The organism is Bifidobacterium choladohabitans, assembly GCF_016102005.1.
In the GTDB taxonomy this organism is placed as follows: domain Bacteria; phylum Actinomycetota; class Actinomycetes; order Actinomycetales; family Bifidobacteriaceae; genus Bombiscardovia; species Bombiscardovia choladohabitans.
Window position 1 is genome coordinate 627271 of sequence record NZ_JACFPL010000001.1, and the last position, 18075, is coordinate 645345.

At 62.3% G+C, this 18075-nt stretch carries 14 protein-coding genes and 1 pseudogene; 1 reads left to right on the forward strand and 14 read right to left on the reverse strand.

Features of this window, described 5'->3' with window-relative positions; translation table 11 throughout:
* Positions 1-17: 17 nt before the first annotated feature.
* The 7 genes from gatA to rmuC are packed head-to-tail and all read right to left on the reverse strand — an operon-like array spanning position 18 to position 6614.
* Positions 18-1571, reverse strand: coding sequence for an Asp-tRNA(Asn)/Glu-tRNA(Gln) amidotransferase subunit GatA (gene gatA, locus H3S97_RS02645; RefSeq protein ID WP_198187879.1), 1554 nt, complete (start codon positions 1569-1571; stop codon positions 18-20).
* Between the two features lie 4 nt (positions 1572-1575).
* Positions 1576-1872, reverse strand: coding sequence for an Asp-tRNA(Asn)/Glu-tRNA(Gln) amidotransferase subunit GatC (gene gatC, locus H3S97_RS02650; protein WP_198178342.1), 297 nt, complete (start codon positions 1870-1872; stop codon positions 1576-1578).
* 43 nt (positions 1873-1915) lie between these two features.
* Entirely contained in the window at positions 1916-2905 is a 990-nt protein-coding gene (locus H3S97_RS02655; protein ID WP_198187876.1) for an ABC transporter permease subunit, read from the reverse strand.
* Positions 2902-3828, reverse strand: a complete 927-nt coding sequence (locus tag H3S97_RS02660) for an ATP-binding cassette domain-containing protein (protein WP_198177213.1) — start codon at positions 3826-3828, stop codon at positions 2902-2904. The genes H3S97_RS02655 and H3S97_RS02660 overlap by 4 nt, the downstream gene beginning before the upstream one ends.
* Positions 3825-4550: a TrmH family RNA methyltransferase gene (locus tag H3S97_RS02665; protein ID WP_198177212.1), complete on the reverse strand. Its 726-nt coding sequence runs from the start codon at positions 4548-4550 to the stop codon at positions 3825-3827. Before H3S97_RS02665 ends, H3S97_RS02660 begins: the two co-directional genes overlap by 4 nt.
* Positions 4547-5224 carry a type I phosphoribosyltransferase gene (locus H3S97_RS02670; protein WP_198177211.1) on the reverse strand — a complete coding sequence of 226 codons (678 nt, stop codon included), beginning with the start codon at positions 5222-5224 and terminating at the stop codon, positions 4547-4549. Before H3S97_RS02670 ends, H3S97_RS02665 begins: the two co-directional genes overlap by 4 nt.
* A 37-nt stretch (positions 5225-5261) precedes the next feature.
* Positions 5262-6614: a DNA recombination protein RmuC gene (rmuC, locus tag H3S97_RS02675; RefSeq protein ID WP_198177210.1), complete on the reverse strand. Its 1353-nt coding sequence runs from the start codon at positions 6612-6614 to the stop codon at positions 5262-5264.
* Positions 6615-6790: 176 nt separating this feature from the next.
* On the opposite strand from rmuC, the gene H3S97_RS02680 reads away from it, so the two are divergent.
* Positions 6791-8866: a P-type ATPase gene (locus H3S97_RS02680; RefSeq protein ID WP_198219525.1), complete on the forward strand. Its 2076-nt coding sequence runs from the start codon at positions 6791-6793 to the stop codon at positions 8864-8866.
* A 72-nt stretch (positions 8867-8938) separates the two neighbouring features.
* Here H3S97_RS02680 and clpB read toward each other — a convergent pair whose 3' ends face one another.
* From clpB to H3S97_RS02715, 7 genes and pseudogenes are all read right to left on the reverse strand, one after another.
* Positions 8939-11716 (reverse strand): ATP-dependent chaperone ClpB, encoded by a 2778-nt coding sequence (clpB, locus tag H3S97_RS02685; RefSeq protein WP_198219526.1) that lies wholly within the window; start codon positions 11714-11716, stop codon positions 8939-8941.
* A gap of 158 nt (positions 11717-11874) precedes the next feature.
* On the reverse strand, positions 11875-12690 hold the full coding sequence (locus H3S97_RS02690) for a fumarylacetoacetate hydrolase family protein (protein ID WP_198219527.1): 816 nt from the start codon (positions 12688-12690) through the stop codon (positions 11875-11877).
* Positions 12691-12756: 66 nt separating this feature from the next.
* Positions 12757-13575 (reverse strand): YggS family pyridoxal phosphate-dependent enzyme, encoded by an 819-nt coding sequence (locus tag H3S97_RS02695; protein ID WP_198219528.1) that lies wholly within the window; start codon positions 13573-13575, stop codon positions 12757-12759.
* 131 nt (positions 13576-13706) lie between these two features.
* Positions 13707-14750, reverse strand: a complete 1044-nt coding sequence (locus H3S97_RS02700) for a glutamyl-Q tRNA(Asp) synthetase (protein ID WP_198219529.1) — start codon at positions 14748-14750, stop codon at positions 13707-13709.
* 90 nt (positions 14751-14840) lie between these two features.
* Positions 14841-16187 (reverse strand): metal-dependent hydrolase family protein, encoded by a 1347-nt coding sequence (locus H3S97_RS02705; RefSeq protein WP_198219530.1) that lies wholly within the window; start codon positions 16185-16187, stop codon positions 14841-14843.
* Positions 16188-16365: 178 nt separating this feature from the next.
* A pseudogene (locus H3S97_RS02710) lies at positions 16366-17063 on the reverse strand (MIP/aquaporin family protein).
* A gap of 192 nt (positions 17064-17255) precedes the next feature.
* Entirely contained in the window at positions 17256-18074 is an 819-nt protein-coding gene (locus tag H3S97_RS02715; protein WP_198219531.1) for an energy-coupling factor ABC transporter ATP-binding protein, read from the reverse strand.
* Between the last annotated feature and the right edge of the window lies 1 nt (position 18075).

Below are 18075 nucleotides of genomic sequence, written 5' to 3' on the forward strand. Positions count from 1 at the left end.
CCGTTTCCTTCCGATGCCTACTTGGTCGAATCCTGAGCCAGGCCATCCAGCCAGGGGGTGGACAGCTTCTTGGAGATGGGCCCACCCCACTGCTCCTCCAGTGCCGCCTCAAGAGCTGCGGCAGGCCGGTACATGACCTCGTCGCGCATCTGGGGGGCGAAGAACTGGAAGCCGACAGGCAGCCCGTCGTCGCTGAGCCCGGCGGGGATCGACATGGCCGGAGTGCCGGCCAGATTAGCCGGAATGGTGGCCACGTCGTTCAGGTACATGGCCAGCGGGTCGTCCATCTTCTCGCCAAAGCGGAAGGCCGTGGTCGGCGAAGTCGGCGAGACCAGGACGTCGGCCTGTTCAAAGGCCTTCTCGAAGTCGCGGATGACCAGGGTGCGAACCTTCTGGGCCGAGCCGTACCAGGCGTCGTAGTACCCGGCGGACAGGGCGTAGATGCCCAGGATGATCCTGCGCTTGACCTCGTCGCCGAACCCGGCCTCACGGGTGGCGGCCATCATGTTGGCAGCCGTCTGGGGAACGCCTTCTGGGGGCATGACCCGCAGTCCGTAGCGCATGCCGTCGTAACGGGCCAGATTGGAGGAGACCTCGGAAGGCATGATGATGTAGTAGGCGGCCAGCGCATAGGGGAAGTGCGGGCAGGAGACCTGGACCACCTCGGCGCCCATGGACTCCAGCAACGAGACGGCCTCGTTGAAGCGGGCCTCGACGCCGGGCTGGTAGCCCTCGCCGCCCAACTCCTTGACCAGCCCCACCTTGAGGCCCTTCAAATCGCGCTTCTGGCCCTGACGAGCGGCCTGGGCCAGAGGGGGAACCGGCTTGGGAATGGAGGTGGAGTCTCGGCGGTCATAGCCACCGATGACCTCCTGCAGCAGGGCCGCATCCAGCACGGTCCTGGAGACCGGACCAATCTGATCCAGGGAGGAGGCCATGGCGATGGCCCCGAACCTGGAGACACCACCATAGGTAGGTTTGACGCCCACGGTGCCGGTCAGTGATCCGGGCTGGCGAATGGACCCGCCGGTGTCGGTACCCAGAGCCAGCGGGGCCTCAAAGGCGCCGACGGCCGAGGCCGAACCACCGCCCGAGCCGCCCGGAACCCGCTCGGTATCCCAGGGATTGTGTGTGGGCTTGAAGGCCGAGTGCTCAGTGGAGGATCCCTGGGCGAACTCATCCAGGTTGGTCTTGCCCAGAATGGGCATGCCTGCGGCCTTGAGCTTCTTGATGACGGTAGCGTCGTAAGGCGGCACCCATCCCTCGAGGATCTTGGAGGCTGCTGTGGTGGGAATGCCCTTGGTGACGATCATGTCCTTGATGGCAATGGGGACGCCGGCCAGTTCCGGCAGCCCCTCGGCGCCTTCATTGGCCAGGCGCTGGTCGAAGGCGTCAGCCTGTTCCAGGGCCTGATCGGCGCTGACCTGCAGAAACGCATCAATGCTGGGCTCGGCGGCTTCGATCACATCCAGATGAGCCTGAACCAGCTCGCGGCTGGAGACCTGCCCCGACCGCAGCTGTGCTGCCATGTCGGAGGCGGATTGCTTGACCAATTCTTCCTGTGCGCTCATCGTCTCACTCCTCACCCAGAATGCGCGGGGCCACGAACATGCCCGATTCAGTGACCGGCGCCCCCGAGAGGGCAGCCTCCTGGGTCAGCGGTTCCTCAGCCTCGTCGGGGCGCAGGTAGGCCTCCAGAGGAATGGGATTGGCAGTGGGGGGCACGTCGTCGCCGGCCACCTGCTGGACCTTGGTAATGGAATCGGCGATCACGTTGAGTTCGCCCTTGAGGCGGTCAGCCTCCTGATCGGTCAAGGCAATCCGGGCCAGATCGCCCAAGTGCTTGATCTCTTCACGTGTAAAAGTTGGCATACCACTTATCATATGGGTGCTCTATGACACGCAGAAGACAGGGTCAACCGATGTCTGCGCGCCGAAAGACCAGGGTTCCCGGAGCACAGCATAGGGCCGTCCAGACCATCATGATCAGGCCCGACTGCCACCAGGTGGGCCACCATCCGCTGCCTGCCCCTGCTGCCTGGCCCAGACCTGAAAGGAAGGTGCTCAGCAGGCTGGTTGGGGTCAGGCTGAAGGGAATCTGCAGCCAGTCGGCATGAGGGACCAAACCCGCCAGGAGTCCCAGAATCAATGGCAGAATCACGGTCAGCCCCAGGAACAGGCCGATCCCACCAGCCTTGGAGCGGCTCACGGCCCCCAGACCCAGGGCCATCAAAGCAAAGAGGACCACCATGAGCGGGCCACCCAGCAAATCAATCAGGACCAGCCCGGGCTTGTAGGCAGGCAAGGCCCCCGATCCGCCCGACAGAAGCAGTGTCGCCAAAATCCAGCTGAGCAGCAGGCCTATCTGTGCCGCCAACCAAGTCAATAAGGCCAAGGCAAGACCCTTGGCCATCAGGACCATGCCCCGACGAGGATTGGCCGTCAGCGTGCTCTCAATGTTGGCTCCGGAAAACTCGCGAGTAAGGACCAGAACACCCAGAATGCCCGCCACAATCATGGCCGGGAACAGGCCCGAAACGACGGCCGACCGGAAAACGTCACCGGAGGCAGGCAGCAGGTGATCCGGAAGGTGATTGGTCTGCCGACCCGGGCCAGCCAGGACCCGGGTCGCACAGGCCATCAGGCCGGCGCTCAATGGCTGTAACAGCATGACGATCAGGAGGAGGACCCAGGTAGATCGTAGGGAGAGCATCTTGCGCAGCTCCCCTCGGACCGCCCCGAAAAGGGTCAGCTGACCTGACGGACGACGCGAATCCAGGAAGGACAGCACCGAAGTCCGACGCAGCCGCGTGAAGGCGGAGCCATGCCGTGGGGTTGCATTATCAGGCCCTGCGGGTACCTCTCGCCGACTCCGGCGGACTCGGCGGCCGCTGTCGGCACTCATGGCCGCGCATCCCTTCTGCCGTGAATCATGTCCTTGTAGGCCTGCTCCAAGGAGGCTTTCTCCGGCTGGAAGTCGTAGAGCACCACGCCCTCCTGGGCCAGAATCGAGGCTGTCGAAGCCAGGGGCGCGCCCTGGATGCGGAAACGGGCGGCATCCGGCGGACAGCTCTCGTCTGGCGGCAGACGGGTGATGCTGATTCCGGCAGCCGTGGCCAGGGCGGCCCTTAACTGGTCGGGCTGCGGCGTTACCGCATAGATGGAGTCCCGGGAGTGCTCGCCGATGAATCGGGCCACTGTCGTTCTCTCCAGGACCCTTCCCTTGGCGATGATGACCAGATCGTCGGCGATTTGAGCCACCTCGTTTATCTTACGGGAGCTTAGGAGGACCGCCCTGCCCTGCGAGGCAAGGCCGCGCCAGATGTCCCTCACCCGGTCGGCTCCCTCCGGATCCAGACCGTCAAGGGGATCATCCAGAACCAGGTTGTGCGGTTCACCCAGCAGGGCAGCGGCCAGGGCCAGCCGCTGACTCATCCCCAGAGAAAGGGATCCCGTCGGCCTGTCGGCGACCGATTGCAGACCGACCATCTCAAGCACCTGGTCCACCCGACGATGATCAATGCCATTGACCACAGCCAAGGCCAGCAGGTGATCTCTGGCCTTGCAGGCAGGATGGGCGTTGCGTGGATTCAGTACCGCTCCCGCTGTCCGCATGGGCGATGAAAGCCGGACGAAGGGCTGGCCATCGAACAGGGCCTTGCCTGTGTCAGGGCGAACCAGCCCCAGAGCAATGCGCAGTGCTGTCGACTTGCCGGCCCCTTTGGGCCCCACAAACCCGGTCACCCGACCGTCCCTGGCCGTAAAGGAGACGCGGTTCAGCGCCTTGCGGGAGCCAAAGCGCTTGGTCAGCGAGTCGACGACAATCATGGCAGAGTCCCCCGGTCCGACTGACCCGCAACTCCGGCATGCTGGCAGATCCAGGAGTGCATGGCCACGGCAGCCGCAGCCCCCGCGTTGATGGAGCGCACCGATCCGAACTGGGAGATGTAAACCACATCGTCGGCCAGCTCCAAGGCCTTCTTGGACAGCCCCGGCCCCTCGGCGCCGAACATGAGCAGGCAGCGACGAGGAAAGCGGTAGGTCTCCATGGGGATAGCCCCGGGGACGTTGTCGATGGCGATTATGCGGGGGGCGGGCTCCCCCTGTCCGGCCGCCTCTTCTTGCAGGGTGGCCGTCATGGTTGCTATGTCGGGGTCGTGGACCACATGCTGATAGAGCTCGGTCATCAACGACCCCTTGCGATTCCATTTGTGAGGACCGACTATATGGACGCGGCGAGCTGCGAAGGCGTTGGCGGTTCGGACCATGGAGCCGATATTGAAATCGTGGGTCCAGTTCTCCACAGCCACCTCGAAATCATGGCGACCCCGGCGATCCAGGTCGTCCCGAATGGCCTCGACCCTCCAATAGCGGTACCGGTCCAGGACGTTGCGCCGATCCCCCTGCTCCAGCAGTTCAGGGTCATAGCACGGCTCCGTCGGCAGGGGCCGCTCGGGATGCTCCTCCCGCCAAGGGCCGACCCCCACCTCCCGGAAAACAGGCTCATCTGAGGCCATGGCTGCTCGGGTCACCGGGTCAGGCTCCCTCATGACCGCTCCGGAGAGTCATCGGCGGCACCGACGAATTGATCCTCCTGGTAGGCACAGATGAAAGGCAGCCTTTGCCGGGATTCGTCCACCGGATCGACCACCTGGATGCTGCCATCGGTCCGGCCACCCACCAGCGAGGCGATGGCCAGCGTCTTGGCACCCTGACGCTGGATAATCCCGCAGTCAAGATTGAGTTCGTTATTCTTGCCCAAGGTAACCAGGGACGAGGTCTGCACATAGGATTTCCGGCCCAGCCAGGCATCCAGCAGGATGACCCGCCTGCCCTCGATGGAGGGGCCTTTGATGGAGGGGTAGACGAAGTCCATAACGAAAGCGTCCAGATCCTGACCGCGTGAAGCCGCCGCATGGAGCATGGCATCAGCCAGTGGCACGGCAGCGGCGGTCAGGGCCCCGACCGCATCGAAATCGTCGACTGAATAGCCCGCATCCTCCAGGGTGTCCAGAAGCACATGACCGGCAAGTTCGGCCCCGCGGTGGTGGAAGGTAACCCCGCTCAGCTCGGTGAAGGGACGCCCGCCAATCTCCTGGGTCAGGAGTTCACGCAGCTGATCGACCGGCTCAGGCAGGTCCACGTCGGATTTGCGCCCGACCAGATCAGGCGACCCGGTGGGCCTGAAGGATGAACCCTCTTGTCTCTTCGTTGCCTCGTTCATGCTTATCAGACTAGCGCCGGAGGCCCCTAAGCGGCACTCACTGCCCTTGGTCAGGCAAAACTTCCGGAGCGGTCAGCTCCCTGATATTGCCCTTGTCTGAATCGATCATGTCGACCGAATCGATGACCTTGGAGGGATCCATCTGCTGCAGCTTGCGGGCGGTGACCAGAACGCGCGACTCCAAAGAGGAGGCGAACTTGTTGTAGGCGGTCACCGTGGCGGTGATGGAACGGCCCAGTTTGTTGGCCCGATCGCCCAGAACCACAAAACGGTCATAGAGCTCGTGGGTGAGCGTAAAGAGGGTGCGGGCGTCCTCGGACAGGTTCTGCTGCTGCCAGGCGTAGGCCACCGACTTGAGCACAGCCCAGAGGGTCACCGGCGAGGTCAGGGCCACTTTCTGTGCGAAAGCGTCGTCCATCAGGGTGGGATCCACCTCCAGGGCGGCTTGCAGAAGGGAGTCGTTGGGGATGAAGGCCACCACAAAGTCCGGGGCCGTATCGAAGGCGTTCCAATACTCCTTGTCGGCCAGGGCCTTGACGTGCTCGCGCAGGGCCCGGGCATGCGCCTTGAGCAGCTCGTCACGACGGTGCAGTTCGTCATCGGAAGCGGCGTCGGGGATCTCGCAGGCCCGCTGATAGTCGGAATAGGGAGCCTTTGCATCGATAGGAATGGTCTTGCCGCCGGGTAGATGAACCACCATGTCGGGACGCAGAACGCGGCCATCCGAGGCGGTGACCACAACCTGGGTGTCGAAGTCGACATGCTCCAAGAGCCCAGCAGACTCGACAATATTCCTGAGCTGAGCCTCGCCCCAGGCGCCGCGTACCTTGTTGTTGCGCAGGGCCGAAGCCAAAGAGCTGGTCTCCTTGTCCAGTCTCCCCTGCTGCTCGCCCAGACTCTTCAGCTGCTGCCCCAGGGAGCCCATCTCCTGCTTGCGGCCCTCCTCGATCTGGGCCACCTTGTGCTGGAGGGCGTCCAGATTCTTCTGCACTGGGGCCAGAGCCGAGAGCACCTTGCTCTCCTCCTCGAGATTCTGAGCCTGCCTGCGCCGCTTCTCCTCTTCCTGAGCCTGTGCACGGCGGCGCTCCTGCTCGATTCTGATCTGCTCGGCCTGCTGGGCTTGGGCCAGCTGGGACTTGACAAAGGAGAGCTCGCGGTTCAGGCCGTCCACCTTGGTCCGTGCCTCCACCAGAGCCGCATCGGATCCATGGAGCCGTTCCTGGGCCTGATCCAGCTGCGAGCGCAGCTCATCCACCTGGCCGTCGGACCCCATGCCGACGGCCCTTCGACCCTGGGCGCGACCCAGCACATATCCGGCCAGTCCTCCCAGGACTATACCGATCAGCAGGAGAAGCACCACCATGACCACCGATGACGTAGAATCGAACATATGTTCTAGTAAACCTCCTGCACTGGACCCGGAAACCAGATCGGCGCGGCAGGCTGCCGGTGATAATTGGAGAATTCGTTTTTTCCGCAAGGAATCGGCCTTAAGACCGGTGCCGGACCGCAATAAAGGGCAGAATAGGAAATATCAAGGGGTTGGAGCAAGACCGAAGGAGATCCGTGGGTATCGATATCTTCCTGGCGATAGCCGATCTGGTCGTGGCCTGTGCGGTCACCTGGCTGATCATCTGGTACTTCCTTATGCCGTCGGCCCACACCAGCGACCAGGATGCAGCCGCGGACTCCCCGACCAACCGCTCCTGGCGCGATCCCGAGGACTGGGGCAAATGGGGGGCCGATCTGGACTCCCGCAGCCACCGTCTGCTCAGGCCGACCATCGTAAGTGCCCTGCTGACCGCGCCCGTTCTGGTTCTGGATCTGTTCGACCGCTTCGGCCCCGATCTGATTCCCTCCTGGCTGACCAGCCCCTGGGTCCAGGCCATTCTGATAACCCCGGTCATCTTCTACTGCGGCCGCGGAATACTCATGGACGGGTGGACGGCCATGACCGAGCACCGCTGCAGCCCCGATCTTCTGGCCATGCTGGCCACAAGCCTGGCCTACCTGTACAGCCTTGCCACCTGCCTGGCCGGGTCCCTGCTGCCTGAGGGCTCCCGATCCCCCTACTTCGATCTGGTCGGCGTGGTCATCACCCTCCTCTTACTGGCCCGGGTCATCGGCACCAGAATGGAAGCCTCCCTGGTGGCCTCCTTGAACCACCTGACAGAGATCCGTCCAGCCTCAGGTCTGGTGGCCGATTCCGAACATCCGCAGACGGTTCCCGCCCAAATCCGTGCACGTGACCGGATCCGCCCAGGCGATCTGCTCCTGGTACGCACAGGAGAGCGTCCAGCCGCCGATGGGGTTGTGGAGTCAGGGTCGGCCCTGGTGGACGACAGCGAGCTGACCGGCGGTGAACGACCCCGGCCATGCGGACCCGGCGACCGAATCCTGGCCTCCAGCAAGGTCCTGGAGGGCCGACTGTCCATCCGCGTGGATGCCGCAGGCGACAACACCTATGCAGCCAGGCTCGTGAAAATCATCCCCCAGGCCCTGGTCGAGCGATCCCCCGCCATGCGCAGGTTGGATCGTATCGTCCATACAGCCATCGCCCTGATCATGATTCTGGCTGCTTGGACCTTCATGCTCTGGCTCATGCTGGGACCGCAACCTCACCTGGCCCACGCTGTAGGCAATGCCGTCTGTGTGCTGACCATCGCCTGCCCCGCCGTCGCAGCCATGACCATCCCCATGGCCTTCCGAACCAGCCTGGAGACGGGCCTGGCCCATGGTCTGCTCTTCACCTCGCCACGGGCCATGAACCACCTGGGCCGGGTACGCAGCCTGATCCTGGACGACTCCTCTCTGCTGGATCCCGGCGACTCGGAGGGCCAGGGGGTCAAGGCGGAATCCCTGACCCGGACCGCCACCCATCTACGTTCCCTGCGGGTACGCAGCCTGATCCTGGATGGGAGCCGACAGCCGGACGACAGGATTGAGCGGGCAGCCCGTCAGGCGGGTGTGGATATGCTGATCACCCGTCTGACCCCCGAGCGCAAGCGCGAGTGCATGGATCGGCTCAATCACGACCTGACCCGGACCAGCAGAGGCATCCCAGCGGATCGGACCGGTCAAGACACCGCCTCCGCCGCAAAGCAGGGGCGAACCAGCCTGGTGGCTCTGGCGGCTGGGACCACAGCGGATCCCGGGCTGACGGACAGAGCACAGGTGGGCATCACGTTGGGTCCAAAACTCCAGGCTGACACGGACGATGCCGCAGACGACATCGCCCTGCCGCAGCCGGACCTGATCCTGCACCAGGGCGACCTGGACGGGACCAGCAGGGCCATAGAACTGAGCCGAGCCACCACCCGGGTCATCAGGCAGAACCTGACCTGGTCCACCATCTACAACATCATCGCCCTGGTGATTGCCACCGGAATCTGCCAACCTTTCCTGGGCTGGATGCTCAACCCCATGATCGCAGCAGTAACAGGGGCCCTATCCACCATCCTGGCCATGCTCAACGTTCGTCGTCTGCACCGGCTGCGGCACCTGCGCCGCCGCTGGCTGCACCTCGCCCTGATCGACACGGACCAGCTTCCGACAGTCGCTGCACGGCGCCCTCAGATCATCGTCGACAGCCAGTGGGAGTCCATGCAAGAGGGCAAGGACCCGGCTGCAGCCATGGATTGAATCGGCAAAAACCATAGGATGCAAATTGGGGTCGGCATCCGGGAATGATCCCGGCGCCGACCCCCACTGATCTCAGCGAGGTTGGGTCTGATCCTGATCGTCGCCCCGCGCGGCATGACGGCCACGACCACCATCGTGTCCGCCATCGCCGGCATCGGCATCGCCATCAGCAGTCACATCGTCGACCGTGACCGAGTCATCGACCAGATTCTCAGTGGGCCAGGCGGTCAACTCCAGATGGTCGCCACCGGTCTGGTCCACCAGGACCGTGTCGCCGTCGTGGACCTTGCCAGCCAGCAGCATCCTGGCCAGCTGATCGCCCACCTCGGTCTGGACCAACCTACGCAGAGGACGAGCGCCGAAGGCCGGATCGTAGCCCATGTTGGCCAGCCACTCCCTAGCGGAGTCGGTGACATCAAGGGTGATGCGCCGGTCGGTCAACCGCTGGGCCACCTGCTTGACCTGGATGTCCACAATGGAACCCAGTTCGTCGCGGGTCAGCGGATGGAAGATGACAAGATCGTCCAGCCGGTTGATGAACTCGGGCTTGAAGTTGGCGTGCACCGCGTCCATAACGGCCTTGCGCTTGGCCTCCTCATCCAGGTCGTCCCGGACCAGGAACTGCGAGCCCAGGTTGGAGGTCATGATCAGGATGGTGTTCTTGAAGTCCACCGTCCTGCCCTGGCCATCGGTCAGCCTGCCGTCGTCCAGAACCTGCAGGAGCAGATCGAAGACCTCAGGGTTGGCCTTCTCCACCTCGTCGAAGAGGACCACCGAGTAGGGCCGCCGACGTACGGCCTCGGTCAGCTGGCCGCCCTCCTCATAGCCCACGTAGCCGGGAGCAGCACCGATCAGACGAGAGACCGAGGCCTTCTCCATGTACTCTGACATGTCGATGCGGACCATGGCCTTCTCGTCGTCGAAGAGGAAGTCGGCCAGGGCCTTGGCCAGCTCCGTCTTGCCTACTCCGGTGGGGCCCAGGAACATGAAGGATCCGGTGGGCCTGTCAGGGTCGGCGATGCCGGCACGCGAGCGCCGGACCGCGTCGGATACCGCATGGATGGCCTCCTGCTGGCCGACCACCCGCTTGCCCAGGTAGTCCTCCATATGCAGGAGCTTCTCGTTCTCGCCCTCCATGAGCCGTCCTACGGGAATCCCAGTCCAGTCAGAGACGATCTCAGCCACGGAATCCGCATCAACATGGTCGGGAACCATGGGCTCCTGCGCCGGACCGCCGGCGATGTCAGCCCCATCGGGACCAGCATCATTGGCGGTATTCTTGGCCTGCTCGGCGGCGTTCTCCGCCTGGGCCAGCTGCTTGCGAATGCCAGGAATCTCCCCGTAGAGGATGCGGGAGGCCTTCTCCAGATCACCCTCGCGGGTGGCCTTGTCGGCCTCGACCCGCTTGGCGTCCAGCTGGGCACGCAGGTCGCCGACCTTGTTGTGACCGGCCTTCTCATTCTCCCAACGGGCCTTGAGACCGCCCAGCTTCTCGCGGGAGTCCGCCAGTTCGGCCTGCAGCTTGCTCAGGCGGTCCTTGGAGGCCGGGTCATCGGCCTTCTTCAGCTGCATCTCCTCCATCTCCAGACGGGTGACGCGGCGTTGAAGCTCGTCGATCTCCTCAGGCTGGGAATCCAGCTCCATCCGCAGGTGGGCAGCGGCCTCATCAACCAGGTCGATGGCCTTGTCAGGCAGCTGACGACCCGAGATGTACCGGTTGGACAGGGTGGCCGCAGCCACCAGGGCATCATCCCCGATGGTCACCTTGTGGTGGGCCTCGTAACGCTGCTTGAGACCACGCAGGATGGCCACGGTATCCTCCACGGAGGGCTCACCCACGAAGACCTGCTGGAAGCGGCGCTCCAGAGCCGGGTCCTTCTCGATGTTCTCACGGTACTCGTCCAGGGTGGTGGCGCCGATCAGGCGCAGTTCGCCCCTGGCCAGCATGGGCTTGAGCATGTTGCCTGCGTCCATGGACCCTTCGGCGGCACCCGCCCCGACGATGGTGTGGATCTCATCGATGAAGGTGATGACCTGACCGTTGGCGCTCTTGATCTCGTTGAGGACGGCCTTGAGGCGCTCCTCGAATTCGCCACGGTACTTGCTGCCAGCCACCATGGAGCTCAGGTCCAGGGAGATCAGCCTCTTGCCTTGCAAAGTTGTGGGCACATCACCGGCCACGATGCGTTCGGCCAGACCCTCGACCACGGCTGTCTTGCCCACACCGGGCTCGCCGATAAGGACCGGGTTGTTCTTGGTCCGCCGGGACAGGATCTGCATGACACGACGAATCTCCTGGTCCCTGCCGATGACCGGGTCCAGCTTACCCTCCTTGGCCTGGGCGGTCAGATCGGTGGAGTACTTCTCCAGGGCCTTGTAGGTGCCCTCGGCATCCGGGCTGGTCACCTTGGCACCGCCGCGCACCTGGGGCACGGCCTTGCGCAGGGTGTCGGCCTGCAGGCCGTTCCGGTTCAGGATATCGGCGGCCTGCGAGGGACCCTGGGCGATGGCGATGAGCAGGTGCTCGGTGGAGACGTATTCGTCCCCCATGGCCTGCATTTCCTTCTCGGCCTGAGCCAGAGCCATGCTGAGCTGACGGCTGGCATCGGGCTGCGAAGCCGTGGATCCGCTGGCTGACGGCAGAGCCACCAGGGCCTGACGGACCTCGGCTCCGACCCGTTGACTGTCACCACCTGCTGCCTGAATCAGTCCGGGGACTACGCCAGACTGCTGACGCAGCAGGGAGTCCAGCAGGTGGAGCACATCCACCTGGGGGTTGCCGGCCGCCGAGGCCGACTGGATGGCATCGCCGATGGCCTGCTGAGCCATGGTGGTGAAGTTTTCGTTCATAGAGCATCCTCCAACATTCTTGGCGGGGCCAGCCAAATCACTCACCCGGCCTCGTCACGGTTTCATCTGTCTTCTACAACAGCGAAAGGAGGATACCTATTCCCAAACTTGAGCCTAAACGACTCAAGTTTTTACCTTGCTTTTTTCCTTATTATTTGCTACTCATCGATGACCACATTGCGCAGGTATCCGATTCCCTCCACCTGGACCGTGGCCTCATCACGGTTCTTCAACGAACCTGTGGCGTTAGGGGTACCGGTCATGATGACATCGCCAGGCAGCAGGGTGGCGAAGCTGGAGATGAAGGCGATCTGCTCAGGGATGGAGTGGATCAGGTTGGCGGTGGTACCGCTGGCCTCAGGCACATCTTCCCCGTTGAGCTTGAAGGAGATCTTCGCATCCCGATAGTCCAGGTCGGTCTCGATCCAAGGCCCGAGGGGGCAGGCGGTGTCAAAGCCCTTGCAACGGGTCCACATGGGGTCGTTCTTCTGCAGGTCGCGCAGGGTTACGTCATTGACACAGGTGTAGCCCAGCACATAGTCCATGGCCTCGTTGACGCTCACCTTCCGGGCCATCCTGCCTATGACAACGGCTACTTCGGGCTCGTAATTCATGTCCTTGCTGTAAGAGGGCTTGACGATGGGGTCGTCAGGACCGATGACCGAGGTGGAGGGCTTCATGAAGAGCATGAGCTTCTCCGGTGGCTCCGGGTTCGAGGACTGGCCATGCTCAGCCATGTAGGCGGCATGGGCGCGGTAGTTCTTGGCCGCCCCGTAGATCTTGGAGGGGATGACCGGGGCCAACAGCCGCACATCCTCGTCGTCCAGGGGGTAACGCTTGCCGGTGGGTTCGACCTGCTGACCGGTCAGGGGGTAGCCGCTCAGCTCGACCAGATAATCCTTGCCGTCCTGCTTGTCGGTTTGCACGAAGGCGTATCGTGGGGTGTCCTTGTAGGAAAAACGCGCGATTCTCATAGGGCACAGTCTAGCCCCAGACCGGGCCTCTTGACAGAATCGGGCTCCCAAACAGATGGTGGCTGGTCAGATAAAAGCCCTTGGGCCGAAAATAGCTGTGCCTACACGAACCTCGGTCGACCCCTCAGCCACCGCATACTCCATGTCTCCGGTCATTCCCATGGACAGCATGGCGCAGGTGTCGGTGCCCGGCTCTCCAGAATCCCTGATACGGTCGCGCAGACCGCGCAGATGGGCGAATCCGCTCCTGATGACAGCCTCGTCGTCCACATGTGCACCGACGGTCATCAGGCCCTTAAGCCGGATTCCCTCCATAGCAGCCAGTTCATAAGCCAGATCCAGGGCCTGGTCTGGAGCGCATCCCGACTTGGCCTGCTCGCCGGACTCATTGACCTCCAGGAGTATGCCCACCGTTCTGCCCACAGCCAGTGCCCGCGTGGCCAGCTTCCGGGCCAGCGAGAGCCCGTCGACCGACTCTACCGTGTCGACATATGGCAGGATCTTATTGATCTTGTTGGATTGGAGTTGCCCGATCAGATGGAAGCCCACGCTGGCGCTTAGTGAATCACTGTCTGCTGCATTGGCGCCAAGAGCCAGTTCCCTATCCCGACAGAGGTCCAACAATCCTTGGGCCTTGGCGGTGACCTCCTGGGGACGGTTCTCGCCGATCCGACGCACCCCTGCATCAATGGCTGCCATGATCTCGCCCACATCGCGGGTCTTGGTGGCCGCCAGCAGGGTTACCGAGCCCTCTTTTCGACCGGCGGAGTCCTCCGCTTTGGCGATCCTTTCAGCCACGCGCTTGACACCATCCGCAATCTGCCTGGCCCGTTCCTGGCTGACCTGCCGATTGCCCAGATCCTTGTGGTCCATATAGGCGACCATGACCGGCTACCTCCTTAAAAATCCGGAAGCCTTGACTGAGGCCATGGTAGCCAGTGGCTCATACCGGCAATCCCACAAGCCCGGAAGAAAGCAGAAGGAGGGAATCAACGACGAAATTCAGGTCGAAGAGCTTACAGACTCGGCTTTGCGGCAGCAACATTCAGTTTGCTCAGATCCAGCTGTCGGTCCCTGCGGTCAGCAGCCAGAGTGTTCCACGTGAAACCATCCAACAGTTCCTGCGCACTGGCAGGTCTGGGACGGTCCAGGAGTCCCAGAAGCCAGCCACAGACCCCCAACACCTGCCTGGACGACCAGCCGTCTCTTCTCAGTGATCCCAGGTCCGGTGAGCCGAAACGCTTGGACATCCTCCTGCCGTCCACGCCATCGATCAGCGGCAAATGGGCATACTGAACGCGAGAAGCCTGCGGCTGAAGATGATTCCGGATCCACATCTGAATGGCCGTGGACCTCAGCAGGTCCCTTCCCCGCACAATCTGGTTGACACCCATGGCCAGGTCATCCACCGTCACCGCCAGCTGGTAGGAAACCAAACCATCCGAACGTCTGACGACCACATCACCGACCTGCCTGGACAAATCGAAGGACTGGGGGCCAAAAACCAAATCGTCGAAACGACAGGTGGCATCCGATTCGTCGGGCTGATCAGGGACTGCGATTCGCAGGCTGTGCCTCTGCGCCCGAGCCAGCCTTTCACTGACCACCTGAGGGGAAAGTCCTCGGCAAGTGCCCGGATAGACGATGAATCCGTCGCCTTCATTCGGCGCCGATGCCGCACGGATGTCGGCACGGGAGCAGAAGCAGGGGTAAATCAGCGGCTGCCCGCCTACCAATTGCTGCGATTCCAGCTGATTCAATGCCTGAGTGTAGGCATCGGCGCGCTGGGACTGGTAGACCACCTCGCCATCCCAATCCAATCCCAGCCAGGCCAGGTCGTCCATGATCCAGCAATCGGCATCCTTGACCACCCGCGGCGTGTCTATGTCTTCAATACGAAGCCGCAGAACCCCGCCAGGCCCTTGTGACCTGACACCAAGCCAGGCCGCCAGACATGCATAGATATTGCCCAGATGCATTCGCCCGGTCGGCGAAGGCGCCAACCTTCCTACGACCTTGGCCTGGCCGGCCTGGTCCACTCTCGGTTCTCCCTTGTGCATACCGACATGCTTGCATACCATCCGGTCATCGGGAAACCATCAGGCAGCCAAACTGCCACGCGCCCCTGAATGGTCGCGCAAGGCAAATGATCAGAAGCTGTCGAGCAGGCGATCGATTTCCTCGAAGTGCTTGACCTCAGGACGCCAGACCGGCTTGCCACGAACGATGACCAGCTTGGGATCAGCCAGGGTCCGTATATTCTTGGCAGGGTCCTCGTCAAGGACGATCAGATCCGCATCCTTACCCGTGTCGACCGAGCCAGTGACATTGTCAAAGCCCAGGTTTCGGGCATTGACCTGGGTGGCGGCGTGGAAGGCCTGCGCCGGAGTGAAGTCAGCGTACCGCACCAGATAGTCGAGTTCCCGCCAAGTGCCGTACTGGGGCACGAAGGTCATGCCGGTGTCGGTGCCGACACCGACGGCAATACCGTTCTCATGAGCCTGCTTGGCGCTCTTGACCATGCCGTCGACGACCAGTTCGGAGTTGCCACGAACTATGTCGCTGATTCCCAGCTCCTGCTGGCTGATCTTGACCAGCGGCAGTCCGGCGGACAGCGTGGGGTCCAGGGCTGAGAAGCCGCGAAGCGAGCGCGGATTGTCAAGGAAGAGCCCGATCATCTCGTCGTCAAGAACACTGCCATGCTCGATGGTGTCCACGCCTGCCTTGAGAGCGGCCTTGACCCCCTCGGGGCTCTGAGCATGTGCTGCGACGAGCACGCCAAACTCATGGGCCTCATCGCAGACGGCAGCCATTTCCTCCTCGGTCATCTGCGGACTGCCGGCCTCACCAAGCTTGGTGGCATCGGTGACGCCTCCGGTCGCAGCCACCTTGATGGCATTGACCCCATGGTCCAGGTTCTCCCTGGTCCGACGCCTAGCCTCTTCTGGAGAGGAGCAGGACAGGGCGATGAAGGGATCGCCATGTCCTCCGGGAATCGCCAGGAGGGGGCCGGCGGCCAGCATGCGTGGACCGGTCAGCTCGTCGGCGTCAATCCTGTCACGCAGACGAACCGCCTCATAACCCACATCACCCAGGGTGCGAATGGTCGTCACTCCCGAGTTGAGCAACGTGGAAACGGTGCCTTTGATCCTGGCATCCATAAGGACTCTGCCGGCAGGGCTGTGCACCACTTTCAAGGCTGCGTCGACCACACGCGGCGACAGGTCCGTACCGCCAGACAGGGGCTTGCCGTCGGCAAAGAGATGGGTATGGGCATTGATGAGTCCAGGTGCCACAAACTTGCCCGTAGCGTTGATCCGGTGGTATCCGGAAGGCACGTAGGCCAGCGGGGTTGGGCAGACCTGCTCTATCCGGCCGTCCGCGGACACCAGAACAGACATATCCTTCTGGACCGTGCCTTTTTCATCACCGGTCGCGATACTGGCGTGCTCGAGCACAAACGGCTCGCGCTTTTTCCTGCCTTGAAGACGCCCCATGGTCGTACCTGCCTTCCCATCTCCGATGCACTCATTGCGAGGAATCGGGCATATATGGTCAATCATATCCATGCCAGTACGAACCATTCAAGCTTGACTACACACAGGCTTGACTACGCAATGAATAAGGTCCTGAGCCTCCAAAATGAAGCACGGGACCTTGTCACCAAACCGCTGATCAGGCGGCGAAAAGATTCTTGGAAATCATCGCTCCGACGATGGCACCGATGATGGGCGCCACCACCGGAATCCAAGCCTCGCCTCAGCGTGAGTCCCCCTTATTGGGCATGGGCAGAATCCAGTGCAGGAAGCGCAGCACCAAATCGCCTGTGTGGTTCAGACCGGGGACGGTGGGACCGCCCAGAGAGGTGCCCCCCCCCCCAGACGATCAAGCCGACGACGATGGAGGCGGCAGCCAACCCCTTAGATCCCCATGGCCCTGCAGACAGCAGAGGACTCCCAGGACCAGCACCGGGGGTGCCAAGCCAAAGAACTCATTGACAAAATAATCGACAGGCGATTCCGAGGCATCAGTGGTGCAGAAGGTGCCCGGAATCGGCGCAGGATCCTTGGTTACGCGGTAGTGCGGGAAGTAGCAGACGTAGACGACCAGCTACGCCAGAATATAAGGCAGAACCTGGCTCCATGGGAAGATGCCGATGATGGCTTGCCCCAAAGTCATGGCCGGATTGATGTGGGCTCCGGATATCCCACCGGGCATGAGCACGGGAAACATGACTCCGAAGCCATATCCCATGCCACGGCAATAGTGAGCCAACCGGAATGGTGGCCCTTGGCGCCCTCCAGATCCACGTCGGCGACCGCGTCGTTCCCGACACATTCAGCGGCCAACCTGGTCATGAGCGAATATTCCACTCGATCCTTCACACCAACCGGTCATACATGGGCCAAGGCATGGGCATCATTCAATAAAAACATGTGGTGACACCAGTCCGAGAAGCGCTCACGATCCCCATTGATCCGAATAATTCGTTGAATTCCACTCAACCAATCACTTGGACTGCGTAAACTGCAGGAACATTACCCCAGGGGGGGGGGGGGGCAGTGTCACCGATTCGTCAGTAACGATGTCTGCGGCAGGGCTGCCATGAAATCCTCGGAGGTGAGCACGTCATGGAAGCCCCAGGCCTGAGCTAGCTGCGCCAGGTAGGGACGGGCCAGATGGGCCTGTTCAAGCAGATCATCATCCCTGAAGATCCGAGCGATGGGCCCATCCATGAGGATCTGTCTGTCGGCCATGACGACGCCACGCTGGAAATGACGGGTAACAAACTCCATGTCATGGCTGATGGTGATGACAGTCTTACCCATTGCCGTCACCTGCTGGATTATCCCTGCCAGCAGGTCCGTAGCAGCCCTGTCCTGACCGGCGGTAGGCTCGTCCAGAATCAGCACCTGGGGATCCATGACCAAAGCCGATGCTATGGTGACGAACTTCCGCTGCGAGAACGGGAGGTCGTAGGGATGGGAATCCAGGCTGTCTTCCAAACCGCAGACTTCAGCGGCCCAAGCGACCCGCCCCCCGATACGTTCCCGGGCAACATGCTTTTTCACCAGCCCATAGGCTATTTCCCGGCGGATGCTGTCCTGGAAGATCTGATCGTCCGGATTCTGAAAGACATAGCCGACCTTGGCTGCCACATGGGCGGCATCCTCTTGATCCGTGGCGGTCCCGTCCACCATGACGCGACCATGAGTGGGCTTGAGCAGTCCATTCATGAGTTTGACCATGGTGGTCTTGCCGGCCCCATTGCGGCCTATGATGGCAACAGCTTCCCCAAGCTCGCATGACAGGCTGACCTCCCGCAAAGCCTGATATCCATTTGGATAGGTATAGCTGACCTTATCCAACTCAAGATAGGCCATC